19 protein-coding genes are annotated in these 15,242 nt (G+C 68.7%); 14 read left to right on the top strand and 5 right to left on the bottom strand.

Annotated elements, in window-relative coordinates; genetic code table 11:
* Positions 1-39 precede the first annotated feature (39 nt).
* The 9 genes from MQH31_RS13765 (at position 40) to MQH31_RS13725 (ending at position 5,856) form a co-directional block, all read left to right on the top strand.
* Entirely contained in the window at positions 40-393 is a 354-nt protein-coding gene (locus MQH31_RS13765; protein WP_243012501.1) for an ArsR/SmtB family transcription factor, read from the top strand.
* 14 nt (positions 394-407) lie between these two features.
* The gene (locus tag MQH31_RS13760; RefSeq protein ID WP_243012500.1) at positions 408-1,388 is read left to right on the top strand and encodes an SRPBCC family protein; all 981 of its coding nucleotides are present in this window, start codon (positions 408-410) and stop codon (positions 1,386-1,388) included.
* A gap of 56 nt (positions 1,389-1,444) precedes the next feature.
* Positions 1,445-1,963, top strand: a complete 519-nt coding sequence (locus MQH31_RS13755) for an O-acetyl-ADP-ribose deacetylase (protein ID WP_134536170.1) — start codon at positions 1,445-1,447, stop codon at positions 1,961-1,963.
* Between the two features lie 64 nt (positions 1,964-2,027).
* Positions 2,028-2,474 (top strand): GNAT family N-acetyltransferase, encoded by a 447-nt coding sequence (locus tag MQH31_RS13750; RefSeq protein WP_243012499.1) that lies wholly within the window; start codon positions 2,028-2,030, stop codon positions 2,472-2,474.
* Between the two features lie 57 nt (positions 2,475-2,531).
* Positions 2,532-3,239, top strand: coding sequence for a histidine phosphatase family protein (locus MQH31_RS13745; RefSeq protein WP_243012498.1), 708 nt, complete (start codon positions 2,532-2,534; stop codon positions 3,237-3,239).
* 9 nt (positions 3,240-3,248) lie between these two features.
* Entirely contained in the window at positions 3,249-3,821 is a 573-nt protein-coding gene (locus tag MQH31_RS13740) for a DUF3090 domain-containing protein (RefSeq protein WP_134536174.1), read from the top strand.
* A gap of 2 nt (positions 3,822-3,823) precedes the next feature.
* A complete protein-coding gene (locus MQH31_RS13735; RefSeq protein WP_243012595.1) occupies positions 3,824-4,624 on the top strand; it encodes an SCO1664 family protein in 801 nt (266 codons plus the stop codon).
* Between the two features lie 33 nt (positions 4,625-4,657).
* Positions 4,658-4,861: a hypothetical protein gene (locus tag MQH31_RS13730; protein ID WP_243012497.1), complete on the top strand. Its 204-nt coding sequence runs from the start codon at positions 4,658-4,660 to the stop codon at positions 4,859-4,861.
* Between the two features lie 59 nt (positions 4,862-4,920).
* A complete protein-coding gene (locus tag MQH31_RS13725; protein WP_243012496.1) occupies positions 4,921-5,856 on the top strand; it encodes a pseudouridine synthase in 936 nt (311 codons plus the stop codon).
* A 9-nt stretch (positions 5,857-5,865) separates the two neighbouring features.
* Here the strand turns inward: MQH31_RS13725 and MQH31_RS13720 are convergent, their stop codons facing one another.
* Both MQH31_RS13720 and MQH31_RS13715 read right to left on the bottom strand, forming a co-directional pair.
* Positions 5,866-6,336, bottom strand: a complete 471-nt coding sequence (locus MQH31_RS13720; RefSeq protein WP_243012495.1) for a GNAT family N-acetyltransferase — start codon at positions 6,334-6,336, stop codon at positions 5,866-5,868.
* Between the two features lie 50 nt (positions 6,337-6,386).
* Positions 6,387-7,208 (bottom strand): alpha/beta fold hydrolase, encoded by an 822-nt coding sequence (locus MQH31_RS13715; RefSeq protein ID WP_243012494.1) that lies wholly within the window; start codon positions 7,206-7,208, stop codon positions 6,387-6,389.
* A gap of 123 nt (positions 7,209-7,331) precedes the next feature.
* Here MQH31_RS13715 and MQH31_RS13710 point away from each other — a divergent pair, with 123 nt between their 5' ends.
* Positions 7,332-8,702 (top strand): NAD-dependent succinate-semialdehyde dehydrogenase, encoded by a 1,371-nt coding sequence (locus tag MQH31_RS13710; protein WP_243012493.1) that lies wholly within the window; start codon positions 7,332-7,334, stop codon positions 8,700-8,702.
* A 53-nt stretch (positions 8,703-8,755) separates the two neighbouring features.
* On the opposite strand, the gene MQH31_RS13705 is transcribed toward MQH31_RS13710, so the two are convergent.
* The gene (locus tag MQH31_RS13705; RefSeq protein ID WP_372488159.1) at positions 8,756-9,607 is read right to left on the bottom strand and encodes a Cof-type HAD-IIB family hydrolase; all 852 of its coding nucleotides are present in this window, start codon (positions 9,605-9,607) and stop codon (positions 8,756-8,758) included.
* Between the two features lie 146 nt (positions 9,608-9,753).
* On the opposite strand from MQH31_RS13705, the gene MQH31_RS13700 reads away from it, so the two are divergent.
* Positions 9,754-10,536: an SDR family oxidoreductase gene (locus MQH31_RS13700; protein ID WP_243012491.1), complete on the top strand. Its 783-nt coding sequence runs from the start codon at positions 9,754-9,756 to the stop codon at positions 10,534-10,536.
* Positions 10,537-10,549: 13 nt separating this feature from the next.
* Here the strand turns inward: MQH31_RS13700 and MQH31_RS13695 are convergent, their stop codons facing one another.
* Entirely contained in the window at positions 10,550-11,233 is a 684-nt protein-coding gene (locus tag MQH31_RS13695; protein ID WP_243012490.1) for an ABC transporter ATP-binding protein, read from the bottom strand.
* On the bottom strand, positions 11,230-12,300 hold the full coding sequence (locus MQH31_RS13690; protein WP_243012489.1) for an ABC transporter permease: 1,071 nt from the start codon (positions 12,298-12,300) through the stop codon (positions 11,230-11,232). The genes MQH31_RS13695 and MQH31_RS13690 overlap by 4 nt, the downstream gene beginning before the upstream one ends.
* A 224-nt stretch (positions 12,301-12,524) precedes the next feature.
* Between MQH31_RS13690 and MQH31_RS13685 the strand changes: the two genes are divergently transcribed.
* From MQH31_RS13685 to MQH31_RS13675, 3 genes are all read left to right on the top strand, one after another.
* The gene (locus MQH31_RS13685) at positions 12,525-13,760 is read left to right on the top strand and encodes a sensor histidine kinase (RefSeq protein ID WP_134536193.1); all 1,236 of its coding nucleotides are present in this window, start codon (positions 12,525-12,527) and stop codon (positions 13,758-13,760) included.
* Positions 13,757-14,380: a response regulator gene (locus MQH31_RS13680; RefSeq protein WP_134536195.1), complete on the top strand. Its 624-nt coding sequence runs from the start codon at positions 13,757-13,759 to the stop codon at positions 14,378-14,380. Before MQH31_RS13685 ends, MQH31_RS13680 begins: the two co-directional genes overlap by 4 nt.
* A gap of 112 nt (positions 14,381-14,492) precedes the next feature.
* Entirely contained in the window at positions 14,493-15,230 is a 738-nt protein-coding gene (locus MQH31_RS13675) for a hypothetical protein (RefSeq protein ID WP_243012488.1), read from the top strand.
* The last annotated feature ends 12 nt before the right edge of the window (positions 15,231-15,242 follow it).

Here is a 15,242-nt window from a genome sequence, read left to right as displayed (position 1 = left end):
GCTTGCGCGATTCGTAGTGGCTGGGTAACATACAATCAAATGGTTGTATTAGAGCTTTCCGAACAGGACGTAAACCGCCTCTTCCGCGCCCTCGCTGACGCGACGCGGCGGGATATCGTGCGCCGCACGCTGGTCACCGACATCTCGGTGTCGCAGCTGGCGGACTCCTACGAGATGTCCTTCGCGGCCGTGCAGAAACACATTGCCGTGCTGGAGGAGGCCAATCTCGTGACGAAGGCAGCACGGGGCCGCGAGCGGATGGTGCGGGGAAACCTGGTTCGCATCCACCAGGCCCAGCGCCTCCTCGACCACTTCGAAGAGCTCTGGCGTTCGCGCATCGAACGCCTCGACAGCCTGCTCGCTGAAGACGCTCCGGCTCCACCTGACACCTAACCGAAAGGATCATCATGCCCGTCACCTCCGTCGAGAAAGACCTCGACCAGCTCACGATCACGATCGTCGCCGACTTCCCGGTGCCCGTCCGCCGGCTCTGGGATGCGTACACGGATCCGCGCCAGATCGAACGGTTCTGGGGCCCGCCGACCTATCCGGCCACGTTCTACCGGCACGACGCTCTGACCGGGGGACGCAGCGTGTATGCGATGACCGGGCCGGAGGGCGATATGCACTACGGCTGCTGGGACTGGACCTCGACCGACGCTCCCCACGCGTTTGAAGTGCTCGACCGCTTCTCGGATGCGGCGGGTGTGCCGAACCCCGACCTCCCCACCACGCGAGTGGACTTCGCCTTCGAGGAGACGGCCGGTGGCAGCCGCCTGAGGACGACGTCGTACTTCGCATCCCTCGACCAGATGCAGCAGCTCATCGAGATGGGGATGCTCGAAGGCACCCGCCAGGCGATGGCCCAGATCGACCAGGTGCTTGCCGATCTTGCGTCCTTCGCCGCCGACCACCTGGCGGAGGCGCAGATTCTCAGCGACACCCAGGTGCGGGTGGCGCGGGTGATCCGCGGCACCGTCGACCAGGTGTGGCGGGCCCACAACGATGCCGCCCTGATGAAGCGGTGGCTCCTGGGGCCGGACGGCTGGTCGATGCCCGTGTGCGAGATCGCGACGGTCGTCGGCGAGAGCTACCGCTACGAGTGGCAGCGCGACGGCGGTGAGGAGCGATTCGGCTTCACCGGTGAGCTCCTCGAGTCCGTCGAACCGCGCCGCGCTGTCACGACAGAGGCGATGATCGGGATGGACTTCCCGGCGACGCTCAACGAGCTGACCCTCACGGAAGTCGAGGGCGGAACCCTGCTCTCACTCGTCATCACCTACGCCAATGTGGAGCAGCGCGACGCGGTGCTGGCCACCGGCATGACCGGCGGAATGGAGACCAGCTACCAGCGCCTCGAGGGGCTGTTGCAGCCGACGCTGGCGTAGCTCCGGCAGCATCCGCCTCGTGCGTTTGCCGTGCACGAGGTTGGTAACGTCGGATCATGGCACTCATCGAGCTGGTCAGAGGAGACATCACGGCGCTGCCCGCGGACGCGATCGTCAACGCCGCGAATCACACACTGCTCGGGGGCGGGGGAGTGGACGGCGCGATCCACCGGGCCGGTGGCCCGACCATCCTCGAGGAATGTCGCCGGTTGCGTGCCACGACACTTCCGGACGGGCTGCCGACCGGCGCCGCCGTCGCGACCACGGCGGGGCTCCTCCCCGCCCGGTGGGTCATCCACACCGTCGGTCCGATCTGGTCGAGAGCCCTCGACCAATCGGACCTGCTCGTCTCCTGCTATGCCGAGTCGCTGCGGGTCGCCGACGAACTCGGTGCCCGCCGCGTGACCTTTCCCGCAGTGAGCGCCGGCGTCTACGGCTGGCCGATGGATGATGCGGCGCGTATCGCCGTCGAGACGGTGGCCGCGAGCTCCACGGCCGTGGATGTCGTCACGTTCGTACTGTTCAACGCTCACGCGATCGACGCGTTCCGGTCGGCCCTGGCCCGGCTGAGCTGAGACAGATCCGGTCAGAGGGACAGCCTGCACCTCGTTCTGGCCTCGCCCGACTATCATCACTGACGTGATCGAGATCAGGGTCGCGCTCCCGGGTGAGGTCGGAGCGCTCGAAGCGTTGCAGATGCGGGCCTCGCTGGCCAATCCGGGGGATAGGGATGCCATCCTCGCGCACCCGGATGCCGTGAGCATTCCCCTCGAACAATTCACCAACGGGTGGGTTTTCGCTGCGGTGGACGACGACCAGGTCATCGGGTTCGCCGCAGTCTTTCCCCGCGCGGACGGGGACTGGGAGCTCGACGGCCTGTTCGTCGAACCGACGGTCTGGCGGTCGGGCGTGGGAAGGCAACTTGTCGAATACGCGGCGACCTTCACGGCGATAGCCGGCTCATCAGCACTCCATGTCATCGGGAACCCGCACGCCGAAGCGTTCTACCACGCCTGTGGTTTCACCACCGTCGGTGCCGGTGACACGCGATTCGGGCCATCGATCCTCATGAGGCTCGTCGTCTAGATCCCGGTACCCCGCCCGGGTGCGTTCGGCGACTCGCCGACTCCCTAGGCTGTACGCATGGCCACAGTCATCCTCGTGCGGCACGGCCGCACCACCGCGAATGCCGACGGACTCCTGGCTGGTCGATCTCTCGGGGTCGGCCTCGACACGCTCGGGCTCGCCCAGGCCGCGAACGCCGGCGAACGGCTCTCCGTCGTGCCGCTGGTCGGAGTGGTTTCGAGCCCGCTGCAGCGGTGTCGGGAGACCTCCCAACTGATCCTCGACCTCCAGGGCGGCGCTCCCGCGACTCCCGTGGACGAGGACATCACGGAGTGCGACTACGGCGACTGGCAGGGCCGTACCCTGATCGACCTTGCCCAGGAGCCGCTCTGGCCGGTGGTGCAGGCGCACCCCTCTTCGGTCGTCTTTCCCGGCGGCGAATCAATGGCCGCCATGCAGGCGCGGTCGGTCGCGGCCATCCGCCGCCACGATGCGATCTTCGAGGCCGAGCACGGTCCCGGTGCGGTGTGGGTCGCGGTGAGCCACGGCGACATCATCAAGTCCGTGCTCGCCGACGCACTCGGGATGCACCTGGACCTGTTCCAGCGGATCAACGTGGGTCCGGCCTCCGTATCGATCGTGCGCTACGGGCCGCAGCGCCCGAGTGTCCACGCGATCAACACCGACGCCGGGGACCTGTCCTGGCTTGCGGCGGCCGGCCGGGTGGCCGACGCGCCGGTCGGAGGTGGCGCCGGCACTCAGCGGCCACGGGATTCCGGAGCCTAAAATATCCCCATGCCTACAATCCTGCATGAGTTCGACTGGCCGGACCGGGTCGTCGTCGGTACCGTCGGCCAACCGGGGTCGCGCACGTTCTACCTGCAGGTGCGCAGCGGAGCCCAGATCGTCAGCATCGCTCTGGAGAAGCAGCAGTCGGCGCTCCTCGCCGACAGCATCGACGAGATCCTCGACCAGCTGATGTCCACAGAGGGCAACCCGTTCAGCGTCCCGACCTCGACACCCGTGGAGCTCGTCGACAACGAACCGCTCGAGCAACCCGTCGAGGAAGACTTCCGCACCGGAACCATGACCTTGGGCTGGGACCCCTCGACCGTGCAGATTGTGATCGAGGCGTTCCCGATCGTAGTGGTCGACGAGGACGACATCGGGGACGACCTTCTCGACGTCGTCGATGCCGCCACTGTCGACCCCGAGCAGATGCTGTTGCTGCGGATTCCGGTCGGCACGGCGAGGGCCTTCGCCAAGCGCACCCACGAAGTCGTCGGCGCAGGGCGCCCCCTGTGCCCGCTGTGCGGGGACCCCATCGACCCGGACGGGCATGACTGCGTGTTGCGCGACGAGCCCTGATGATGCCGGGCTCCGGCGAGCTCGAGCCGGGTGAACTCGAGCACGCTGAACTCGATCACGCTGAACTCGAGCTCAGGGGCCGGATCACGACCGCCTCGAACGCGACCTTCCTCGGCAGCATCGGCGGCGTCCCGGTGGTCTACAAGCCCGTCGCCGGCGAGCATCCGCTCTGGGACTTCCCCGACGGGACCCTCGCCAACCGGGAGGTTGCGGCGTACCGGGTGTCCGAGGCCTTCGGGTGGAACGTCGTACCCCGGACCTGGCTGCGTGACGGTCCGATGGGCCCGGGGATGGTGCAGCTGTGGCAGGACCCGGACCCCGAACAGGACGCCGTCGACCTGGTCCCCTGGGAAGTCGGGCCCGGTGCGGGCTGGCGCCGGGTCTTCGACGGTCGTGACGAGCAGGACCGGGCGATCACGCTCGTCCACGAAGACTCAGTGGCGCTGCGCCGGATGGCCGTGTTCGACATCGTCGTGAACAATGCCGACCGCAAGGGCAACCACATTCTCGCGATGCCGGGCGGGCACCGCCACGGCGTCGACCACGGGTTGACGTTCCACGTCGAGCACAAGCTGCGCACCGTGCTCTGGGGCTGGCTGGGCGATGAGCTCACCGCCGAAGAGCTCGACGGGATCGACCGCGTGCGTTCCGGGCTCACCGGTGCGCTCGGCGACACGCTCGCGGGGCTGCTCACCGCCGCCGAGGTCGCGGCCCTGGCCGACCGCTGTGACCGGTTGCGCTCCGTCGCCCGGTTCCCCGCCCCGCGCGGCCAGATGCCCGCGGTCCCGTGGCCGCTGTTCTGACCATTCCGGCCTTGACTCTGCCACACTGAAGCCATGGACGAGAGACGCACTGCGGTGACCTCCTGGTGGGCGCTCCTCGGTGTCGCCGCGGTCGTCGCCGGCTGGGGCGTTGCCCTGCTCGTTCAGGGTTTCGTCGTCGGCTGCGTTCCGCTCGTGCTCTCCGTGGCTGCAGCCGCCAACGCGGCTCGCCACCTGCGTGCCCTGAAGCGAGCGGCCGGGAAGTCGCCGGACGCCTAGTTCGCCCCCGGCCCGACCGAAGCGGCGGCTCGCGGCCCGTCGCGACGTACGATCAGTGGATGCCCCCGCGTTCGCCCCTCCCGCAACGTCACGGCCTCGACGCCGCCTGGGTCTGCACCCCGGAGCTTGATCCCGCCCGGCCGCAGCCGTGGCCGACGATGGGCGCCTGGCTAAGCGAGCGGTTGCCGGAGTTCGTCGACGTGCCGGGATTCCTGGCCGGAGAGCGCTTCGCCTACGCGACGGGAACGCCGGTCGCGGGCAACGACAGTTACCAGCCGCACACCTTCGTCTGGTTCCATCGCGACCTCGCCGAGGAGGCGGTCGTCCCGGGGACCGTGCACGTGATCCACCGCGACGAGCGACTCGTCGTGGTCGACAAGCCGGCGTTCCTCTCCACGATCCCGCGCGGCAGGCATGTGTTGCAGAGCGTGGTCGTGCGGCTGCGCGCCGAGCTCGGGCTGCCCGAGCTCTCACCGCTGCACCGGCTCGACCGGGTGACCTCCGGCGTCCTGGTGCTCGCGACAGAACGCCGCTGGCGCGGGGCGTACCAGTCGATGTTCCAGCGCGGCGAGGTCGGCAAGACCTACCGCGCGCTGGCCCCGGCGCGCCAGGACCTGGCGTTCCCCGTGACGGTGCGCAATCATCTCGCGACCCGCCGCGGCCAGTGGCAGGGCGAGGTCGTGGCAGACGCCCCGGTCAACGCCGAGTCCCTGATCGAGCTGGAGACCCACCTCGGCGACGGGGCGGTCTACCGGCTGACGCCGAGCACGGGACGCACCCACCAGCTGCGCCTGCACATGCTGGGCCTCGGGATACCGATCATCGACGACCCGCTCTACCCCGTGGTCCGGGACGTCGCCATCGACGACTTCTCCCGGCCGCTGCAGCTCCTGGCGAGCGCGGTGAGCTTCACCGATCCGATCGACGGGCATCCGCGCCACTTCGACAGCGTGCGCATCCTGCCGCTTCTCCCGGAGACGGGCGCCTCGGAGTGAGCGGGCGACTCAGCCGAGGTTCTTCAGCATCTTGATCGACGTGGTCTCGTAGTCCAGCGTCTCGTACAGTCGCCGCGCAACCGTGTTGAAGCCGAAGACGCTCAGGCCGAGGGTCCGGGCGCCGTGGGACTTCGCGAACCGTTCCGCAAGGAGCATGGTCTCCCGGCCGAGCCCCTTGCCGCGTTCCTCCTCGTTGATGGAGATGTCCCAGACCCACCAGGCCGAATCGTCCTCGCCCTGGGCGCGGCCGATCCAGAGGTAGCCGACCGGGCGGCCGGGGCCGTCGTGCACGTCGAACACGTACTGACCGGATGCCGGCTGTCCGCCGGGAAAGGACTCCGTCAGACTGTGCGTGGCCAGCCGGTGGGCTTCGGCGGGGGAGCGGCCGAGACTGATCAGATCGGACGCGTACTCCTCCGCGCTGCGGCGCAGCCACTTCGGAAATCGTTTGGGGGACAGGGGTTCCAGGGTGACGGGCACGAGCCGAGCCTAACTCCCGGCCGGTGCCCGCTCACACCGTTCGTGCCGGACTAGGTCGCGAGGAAGGCGAGGATGTCCTGGTCGAGCTCTGCCTGGTAGGCGCCGGAGATGCCGTGCGGTGCTCCCGGATACACCTTGAGGGTGCCGTGCCTGACCAGCTCGATCGACTTCAGTGCGGCATCCTTGATCGGAACGATCTGGTCGTCGTCGCCGTGGGCGATGAAGATCGGCACGTCGAGCGCCCTGAGGTCTTCGGTGAAGTCGGTCTCCGAGAACGCCGTGACGCAGTCGTACGCCGCCGCGAGGTTCACGAGCATGCCCTGGCGCCAGAATTCGCGCTTGGCGCCCTCCGAGACGGCGCTTCCGGGCCGGTTGGCCCCGAAGAACGCTTCGGTCAGTTCGATGTAGAACTGGGACGAATCACTCAGGACACCCGCACGGATGCCGTCGAACACCTCGATCGGAAGGCCGTCCGGGTTGGCCGCGGTCTGCAGCATGAGCGGCGGCACCGCCCCGGCGGTGATCACCTTGGTCACCCGGCCGGCGCCGTGCTGCGCGGCGTAGCGCACCACTTCGCCGCCGCCGGTGGAGTGGCCGATCACGGCGAGGTCGTTCAGGTCGAGCGACTCGATGAGTTCGGCCAGGTCGCGCGCATACGTGTCCATGTCGTTTCCGGTATACGTCTTCGCCGAGCGGCCGTGCCCACGGCGGTCGTGTGCGATGGCGCGGTACCCGTTGTCGGCGAGCAGTTTCACCTCGACCTGCCAGGCGTCGGACGAGAGCGGCCAGCCGTGGCTGAGGATGACCGGCTTCCCGGTGCCCTGGTCGGTGTAGTAGATCTCGGTTCCGTCGGATGTGGTGAAGTACGGCAAGGGGGATCTCCTTCAAGGAATCGTCGGAATGGAGATGACAGAATAGCCCGGCCTCGTTCGTCCCGCCCGGGCAGGTATGCTGCGAGTGCGTTCGGCGTTAACGAGGACACCCAGGGAGAATTCATGAACAAGTACGTTGTCACCAACCCCGCAACGGGGACGACCGGCCCCAGCTTCGCGCTGGCGACCGATGACGAGGTTTTGGACGCGATCGGGGCGGCGGACCGCGCCCATTCCGAGTTCTCGCGCCGCACATCCGTCGCCGAGCGCGCGGCACTCATGCAGCGCGTCGCCGACCTGCACACCGAGCGCCGTGAGCACCTGGCCGAGCTCATCGTGCGCGAAATGGGCAAGCCTGTCGAGCAGGCCCTCGGCGAGGTCGACTTCTCCGCCGACATCTATTCCTACTATGCGACCCACGGTGAGGCGTTCCTCGCCGATGAACCGATCGAACTGCTCGGCGGCGAGGGCTCGGCGTTCATGCGCAGCGCGTCCCTCGGGGTGCTCCTCGGCATCATGCCGTGGAACTTCCCCTACTACCAGGTCGCCCGGTTCGCCGGCCCGAACCTCGTGCTCGGCAACACCATCCTGCTCAAGCACGCCTCGCAGTGCCCCGAATCCGCCGCCGCCATCGAGGAGATCTTCACGGATGCCGGGTTCCCCGCCGGCGCATACCGGAACCTCTACGCGTCCAACGCCCAGATCTCCGACATCATCGCCGATCCCCGGGTGCACGGGGTGTCCCTGACCGGGTCTGAGGGCGCCGGGGCGGCCGTCGCCGAGGTCGCCGGCCGCAACCTCAAGAAGGTCGTGCTCGAACTCGGGGGATCCGACCCGTTCATCCTGCTCAGCACGGACGACCTCGAGGAAGCCGTCGACGCCGCCGTCGCAGCCCGCCTGGACAACTCCGGACAGTCCTGCAACGCCGCCAAGCGCTTCATCGTCATCGACGGACTCTTCGACGCGTTCACCGAGAGCTTCACCGCGAAGATGACCGGCAATGTCCCCGCAGACCCCACCCTGCCGGTAACGACTCTCGGACCGCTCTCCTCACTCGGGGCAGCGGAGAACCTCGAGGAACAGCTCGGACGGGCAGAGGCCCAGGGGGCCACCGTCGTGGCCCGCGGCTTCCGCACGGGTGCGTTCTTTTCCCCGACGGTGCTGACCGGGGTCTCCCCGGACAGCGACGCCTACCGCGAAGAGTTCTTCGGTCCGGTCGCCGCGATCTACCGCGTGCAGGACGAGGACGAGGCGGTGCAGGTCGCCAACGACATCCCGTACGGCCTCGGCTCCTACCTTTTCACGACCGACCCGGAGCAGGCGCTGCGTGTCGCCGACCAGATCGAGGCCGGCATGGTGTTCATCAACGGCTCGCTTCTGGACAGCCCGGAACTGCCCTTCGGTGGAGTGAAGCGCTCCGGCTTCGGCCGCGAGATGGGACGCTTCGGCATCGCGGAGTTCGCGAACCGGAAGCTCATCCGCATCCTGAAGTAGTCGCTCGTCGCGCCGGCCGGGCTCCGGGGGACCCGGCCGGCGAGGGCGTCACATCACCGGGCGTCCAGCAGCAGGCCGGGGAAGGCGGCGAGGATGCTGGTGACGACGCCGTCGTCGTCGTTCGACGGCGCGAGGTGGCGGGCTCGGGCACGGATGCTGGGGTGCGCGTTGGCCATCGCATAGGACTCCCCGGCGGCGTCGAGCATCTCGGCGTCGTTGAGGTAGTCGCCGAACGCCATGGTCTGCTCCCTGCTGATCCCCAGTTCGTTCTGGAGGCGGATCAGCGCCTTCCCCTTGTTGACACCGGGGCGCATCACGTCGACCCAGTGCTCACCGGAGACCACGACGTCGGCCTCGAGGCCGAGGCCGCGCAGGGCCGGCCCGGTGTGCTGCTCCGCCGAGGCGAAATCATAGATCGCGAGTTTCACCACCTCGTCGTCGGAGGACGCGGTGAGGACGTCGTCGACGGTCGCGAGGGCATCGTAGTACGGCTTGACCTTGGCGAAGAACTCGGCGTCGGTGCGCTCGATGTACGCCGTCCGCACCCCGCACACGACGATGCCCACATCGGAGCCGGTGGCGACTGCGGTGCGCACCCACTCGACGATGGCGGGGATGACGGACAACACGACGGGTTCCAACGCGATGCTGACGCCGTCGCGCACGACGTTCGTGCCATTCTCCGCGATGAACACGAGTCCCGCGCGTTCGCCGAAGGTCTCCCTCAGGGTCTGGTACTGGCGTCCGCTGGCGGGGGAGAACATCACTCCGGCACGGAGCAGGGATTCCAGGACCGGCCAGAAGTCATCGGGCACCCGTCCGGAATCATCGAGGAGAGTGCCATCCATGTCCGAGACGATCAGGCGGATGTCGGCGGGTTCCTGGAGGTGAGTCACCCTCTCCATTATCGACGACGGCGCGGGGCGCACCGACCGTCGACGGGGAGCGGGCCGCGCAGAACCGGGTTCCGGGCGCCCTTGTGCGCTCCCGGTCGTGGGGGCACCATGCATCGAGGACACCGTGCCCGATTCACCGTCGAAAGGTCGCTCTCATGCCCCGTATCTCAGTTGTGACCGGCTCGGCTAGCGGCATCGGGAAGGCGACCAGGGAATTGCTCATCGAGCGCGGCGAAATCGTCATCGGCGTCGACGTTCACGATGCGGACGTGGTCGTCGACCTGTCCACCGCGGCCGGGCGCGCCTCCCTCGTCGAGCAGGTGAGCGAGCTGAGCGGCGGCTCCATCGACGCCGTCCTCGCCGTTGCCGGTCTGGCCTCACCGACGGCCACCACCGTGGCCGTGAACTACTTCGGGACCATCGCGACGCTCGAGGGCCTGCGCCCCCTGCTGCTCCGCTCGGCCGCCCCGCGCGCCGTCGCGGTCGCCTCGATGGCCTCGCTGTTCCCGCCGGACGACATCCTGCTCGCCGCACTCCTCGCCGGCAACGAAGCGGATGCCCTGGCCCGCGCATCCGAGCTCGAGGCGGGCGGAGCGGAACAGGGGGCCCTGATCTACGGCACGACCAAGCGCGCCCTGGCCCGGTGGATCCGCCGGAACGCGGCGACGGATGCCTGGGCCGGCGCCTCGATTCCCCTGAACGCGATCGCACCCGGGGTCGTGGACACTCCGATGACCTCGGACATGATCGCGACGCCGCAGCAGCGCGAGGCGATGGCCACCATGGTTCCGATGCCCCTCAACGGGATCTTCGAACCGCGCTCGGTCGCCTACCTGCTGGCCTGGCTCGCGGGCGAGGAGAACGCCCACCTGTGCGGGCAGGTCATCTTCATCGACGGCGGTTCGGATGTGATCATCCGCGGGGACGCGACCTGGTAGCGATCCCGCGCGTTCACCGCGTCGTGAGCGTGCCGTCGACCATCGAGTGCACCGAGCTCATCAGCGGCAGCAGCCGCTGGTCGTGGGTGACGAGGATCGTGGCGGTATCGAACTCCGTCGTCAGCCGCAGGATCAGGGCGAGGATGCTCGAACCGCGCTCCTGGTCCAAGGCGCTGGTGGGCTCGTCGACGACCAGTGTGCTCGGCTCGTTCATCAGCGCCCTGGCGATGTTCACCCGCTGGCGCTGGCCTCCCGAGAGCTGAGCCGGGTGCTTGGAGCGGTGATCGGCCAGGCCGACCGCGTCCAGAAGCTCCCGGGCCCGCACCCGTGCGGCGTTGCGGGCCCCGCGGCCGCGGCGCGGCCCATCCAGTTCCCCCATCACGACGAGCTGCTCTTCCGCGGTCAAGGAGGGGATCAGGTTCGACTGCTGGAAGATGATGCCGATGCTCTCGCGACGCAGCTGTGCCCGGTCCGTCAGCGACAGGGCCGTCGCATCCACGTCGCCGATGCGCAGGGTCCCGCTGTCCGGGCTGATCAGAGTGGAGGCCACGGCGAGCAGGCTCGACTTCCCGGAGCCGGACGGGCCGGTGATCCCGACCACGGAACCGCGTTCGACCGTGAGGCTCACGCTGTCGACCGCGGTGACCCTCGTGTCGCCGTCCGGGAAGGTCAGGGTGATGTTGTCCAGGCTGATCATCGGTTGCTCCCGAGGGCGGTGAGGGGGTCGGCGGTGGTGACGGAACGGAGCGCGAAGGCCGCGCCGGCGAGGCCCAGCGCGATCATCGCCGCACCGGGCAGGAGGGTCGTCAGGGGGCTGATCACGAAGGGCAACGCCGTGCCGGCCAGCGCTCCGAGGAGCGCCGTCAGCGCGATGCCGAGTCCGACACCCGTGACGAGGACGAGGGCGGCCTGTCCCAGGGCGTCGCCGACGAGCATCCGGTTGGATGCGCCGAGCGCCTTCAGGACGGCGACGTCCGGTTGGCGCTGGATGCTCCAGACGGTGAAGAACGCACCGACCACGAGCGCGGAAATGCCGAACAGCATGGCGACCATCAGGAGCAGGGAGCCGATTTCCGAACGGAATGCCGACAGCGCCGTCAGCGATTGCAGGACACCGGCCGACGAGGTGCCGGTCGCAGCGTCCGCGGCCGCCCAGTCGATGTTCGAACCGCTCACGGCGAGGACGGTGGCGTAGGCGCCTGCGCTGCCGGTCGCGGACGCGAGCCCCTGCCAGTCGGTGAGCGGCAGCCAGACGACGGGCGTGTGCGAGTACCAGGTGTCGTCGGTCACCCGGTCGACGACGAACCCTGAGCCCATCAGGGTGACCGAGTCGCCCACGTGCACGCCGAGCTTCGTCGCGGCCGTCCGGGGGAGTGTCAGGTGCCCGCTCACCAGCGCGCTGCCGGAGCCGAACCCGGATTCGCTGCCGAACAGGGCGACGGCGGCCTGGTTGTCGCCGACCGACACCCGCTGCTGGCTGATCCCCAGGGGATGCACGTCCCGCACTCCGTCCCGCTCGCTCCACCCGCGCGCATCCGCCGCGGTCACCGCGGAATCGGCGAAGCTCCGCTCCGTGTCCGCGACCGGGGCGGAGAACACGATGCGATCGGCGCTGAGGCCGGTGATGGCCGAGATGTTCTGGTCGGCCAGACCACCGGTCAGGCCGGAGAGGAATCCGACCAGCAGGGTGAGCAGGGTCACGACCGCCCCGATGAGGACGAACCGCCCCCTGGCGAATCTCAGATCGCGCCACGCTACGAACACAGAAGACTCCTTGTCACGGCGGTCCCGCCACGGGACCGGCTGCAGATGGTGAGCTCGTGCCCGCCACTGACCACTCTGCCGGGAAGGGAACGCCCGGTCATCGTGCACCGGAACGGTCCTTCGGGCACGAAGGGCGGAGCATCCGCTACACCTTTCGAAGGATGCCGTACCGGTGGATTCCCCGTACGGTGGATGGGTGATCGTCGAGTGAGAGAAGCAACGCCATGACCGCGCACGGCTCGGGACTCGACTCCGTCTTCCTGGGCCTGCGGGTGAGCCTGCACCTGTTGGTGCTGGGCCTCGTCGTGTTCGTGGTCGCGATGGCCGGGCAGGCGGGGATGCCCGCGGCGGTCGTCATCATCTGCCTTGCCGCCGTGCTGCTCGGAACCTATGCCATGGGCACGCTGGTCGCCTCCACCCTCCCGCGCCGTTCCCCGCCCGGGTGGGCCCTGGCCTGGACGGCCGCCCTGAGCCTCGAGTGGGTCGTCCTCATGGCCTTCAGTCCGGAGTCGATCTACCTGCTCTTCCCGCTCTTCTTCATCTACCTGCATCTGCTCCCCGGCTGGACGGGCCCCGCAGCGGTCGCCCTCGCGACCGGGATCGCGATCGTCGCCTTCGGCGTGCATCGTGGATTCAGCGCGGGTGGTGTGATCGGCCCCGTGATCGGTGCCCTGGTCGCCGTGGTGATCGGTCTCGCGTACCGGTCCCTCACCAGGGAAGCCCGGGAACGGGACCGGCTGATCACTGAGCTGCAGGACACCCGAACCCAGCTCGCGGCGGCCGAGCGGGCCGCCGGAGTACTCGATGAACGCGGCCGGCTGGCCCGCGAGATCCACGACACGGTGTCCCAGAGCCTCTCCAGCATCGTGCTGTTGCTGCACGCCGCCGAGCGCTCGGTCGATTCCGGCGATGTTGTGCGGTCCCGGCTGGCACAGGCCAGGGATGCCGCCTCGCAGGCGCTCGGGGAAACCCGGTCCTTCATCGACGAACTGTCCCCGCCCGCCTTGCGCCAGTCCACCCTGATCGAGGCCCTCCGACGGCTGGCCGCCGAGACGGATGCGGCCAGCGGAATTCCGGTCAGGCTCACGGTATCGGGGGAGATCGGACTTCTTCCTACCCGGGTCGAAACCGCCCTGCTCCGGATCGCGCAGGGTGCGCTCGCCAATGCCGTGCAGCATGCCCGGGCGGAACGCATCGACGTCACCCTGAGCCGGCTCGACTCGGAGATCATCCTGGACGTCGTCGACGACGGGTCCGGTTTCGTCACCGAGTCCGGACCAGACCTCGTCACGGCGTCTGTGGAGTCCGCGACAAGGCTGCGCAGCGGCTTCGGGCTGCAGGCCATGCGTGAGCGGGTCACGGAACTGGGCGGCACGCTCACGGTCGAAAGTGCGTTGATTGCCCAGAACCGTCCCGGCCACGGCACCAGTGTCGTGGCGAGTTTCGAGGTTTCCCGATGACGATCCGGGTGCTCATCGCGGATGACCATCCGATCATGCGCAGCGGCCTGACGGCCCTGTTCGAACTGGAGGCGTCGATCGATGTCGTCGGCGCTGTCGGGACGACCGAGGACGCCATCGCTGACGCCGAGCGGCTTCGGCCGGATGTCGTGCTGATGGACCTGCAGTTCCAGGGACGATTCGAAGGCGCTGCGGCGACACGTCGCATCCGGTCGATGGACGACGCGCCTGCCGTCCTGGTCCTCACGAATTACGACGCCGAAAGCGACATCATCACCGCGATCGAGAGCGGTGCCGCGGGTTACCTCTTGAAGGACACCCCGCCGGACGACCTCATCGCCGCGGTGATCGCCGCGGCCGCCGGTCAGTCAGCGCTTGCGCCCGCCGTCGCCACCCGGCTGCTGGCGCGGGTGCGTGAGGCCCAGTCCGCGTTGAGCATCCGCGAACTGGAGGTCCTGTCGCTGGTCGCGGACGGCCACAGCAACGGGGACATCGCCCGCCTCCTGCACCTGAGCGAGACCACCGTCAAGTCGCATCTCGCGCACGTCTTTCCCAAGCTGAGTGTGACGAGTCGCACGGCGGCCGTTGCGGCCGCGCGTCAGGCCGGGCTCATCCGCTGATCCGGCACTCGGGTGTCCTGCCCGATTCTTGCGGGCGTGGTCAACGCCCGCCAAACGGTTAACGGTCTATGTTGAGAAGGTGAACAACGGGTGAACGAAGCCTGATCGATCGGTGAACACGCACTGGTTTCGGTGGGGCTTCGCTGGTCCGTGGCGCCGACCGGATGCCGCACGGCACGCCGGCATCCGAGACCGGAGTCACCCCACGAACGATGCGCAGAACGACAGCAGCCCGTCGGTTCGGGCCCGGGCCCTCATCGTCGGTGGCTTCTGTGTCGCGACGGCGCTCATCTCCGCCGTCTGTGTCTTCGGAGCCTCCCGGAACCTGACCGCGACGTCGGCAGAAACGGCGTCCGTTGTGACCGTGACAGCCGGGGTCGTCCCCGGCTCCACAGCGGCGGCCGACGGCCTGGATAACCCGGATGGCTCCGGGATCGAGCTGAGCGTCGACGTGCTCGCCTCCCCGGCGATCGTCGACCAGGGTGCCGCCGCGGTCCGGCCTCCGTCGTCGACGGGCGACGACTTCGCCTCCACCGTCACGCTCACCGGCCGGCAGCCCGAGATCGACCTGTGCTCCGGACTCGTGGACACGACGGCCTGGTACGGCACGCCGATGCTGGTCGAGCATTGGGGCTGCGGCGGAGAACTCTTTCCCCGGTGGACCGGGGCGCAGGTCCGCCTCGCCGGTATCGACGCCGGCGTCTACCGGGTGACCGGGGTGATCGGGACTCTGAGCGCGGGCACCGCGATGGTCAGCGACGTTCCGCGTGGCCACGACCTCGTTTTTCAGACCTGCCTGAACGGTGACAGTGCAGACATGGTCCTCATCGGCTTGTCCCGGATCGGCTAGCTGCCCGGGGCG

Origin of the sequence: Cryobacterium zhongshanensis, assembly GCF_022760445.1 — a bacterium.
GTDB classification, from domain to species: domain Bacteria; phylum Actinomycetota; class Actinomycetes; order Actinomycetales; family Microbacteriaceae; genus Cryobacterium; species Cryobacterium algoricola.
Note: the sequence above shows the minus strand (reverse complement) of the source record. Positions and strands in the feature narration are given on the sequence as shown.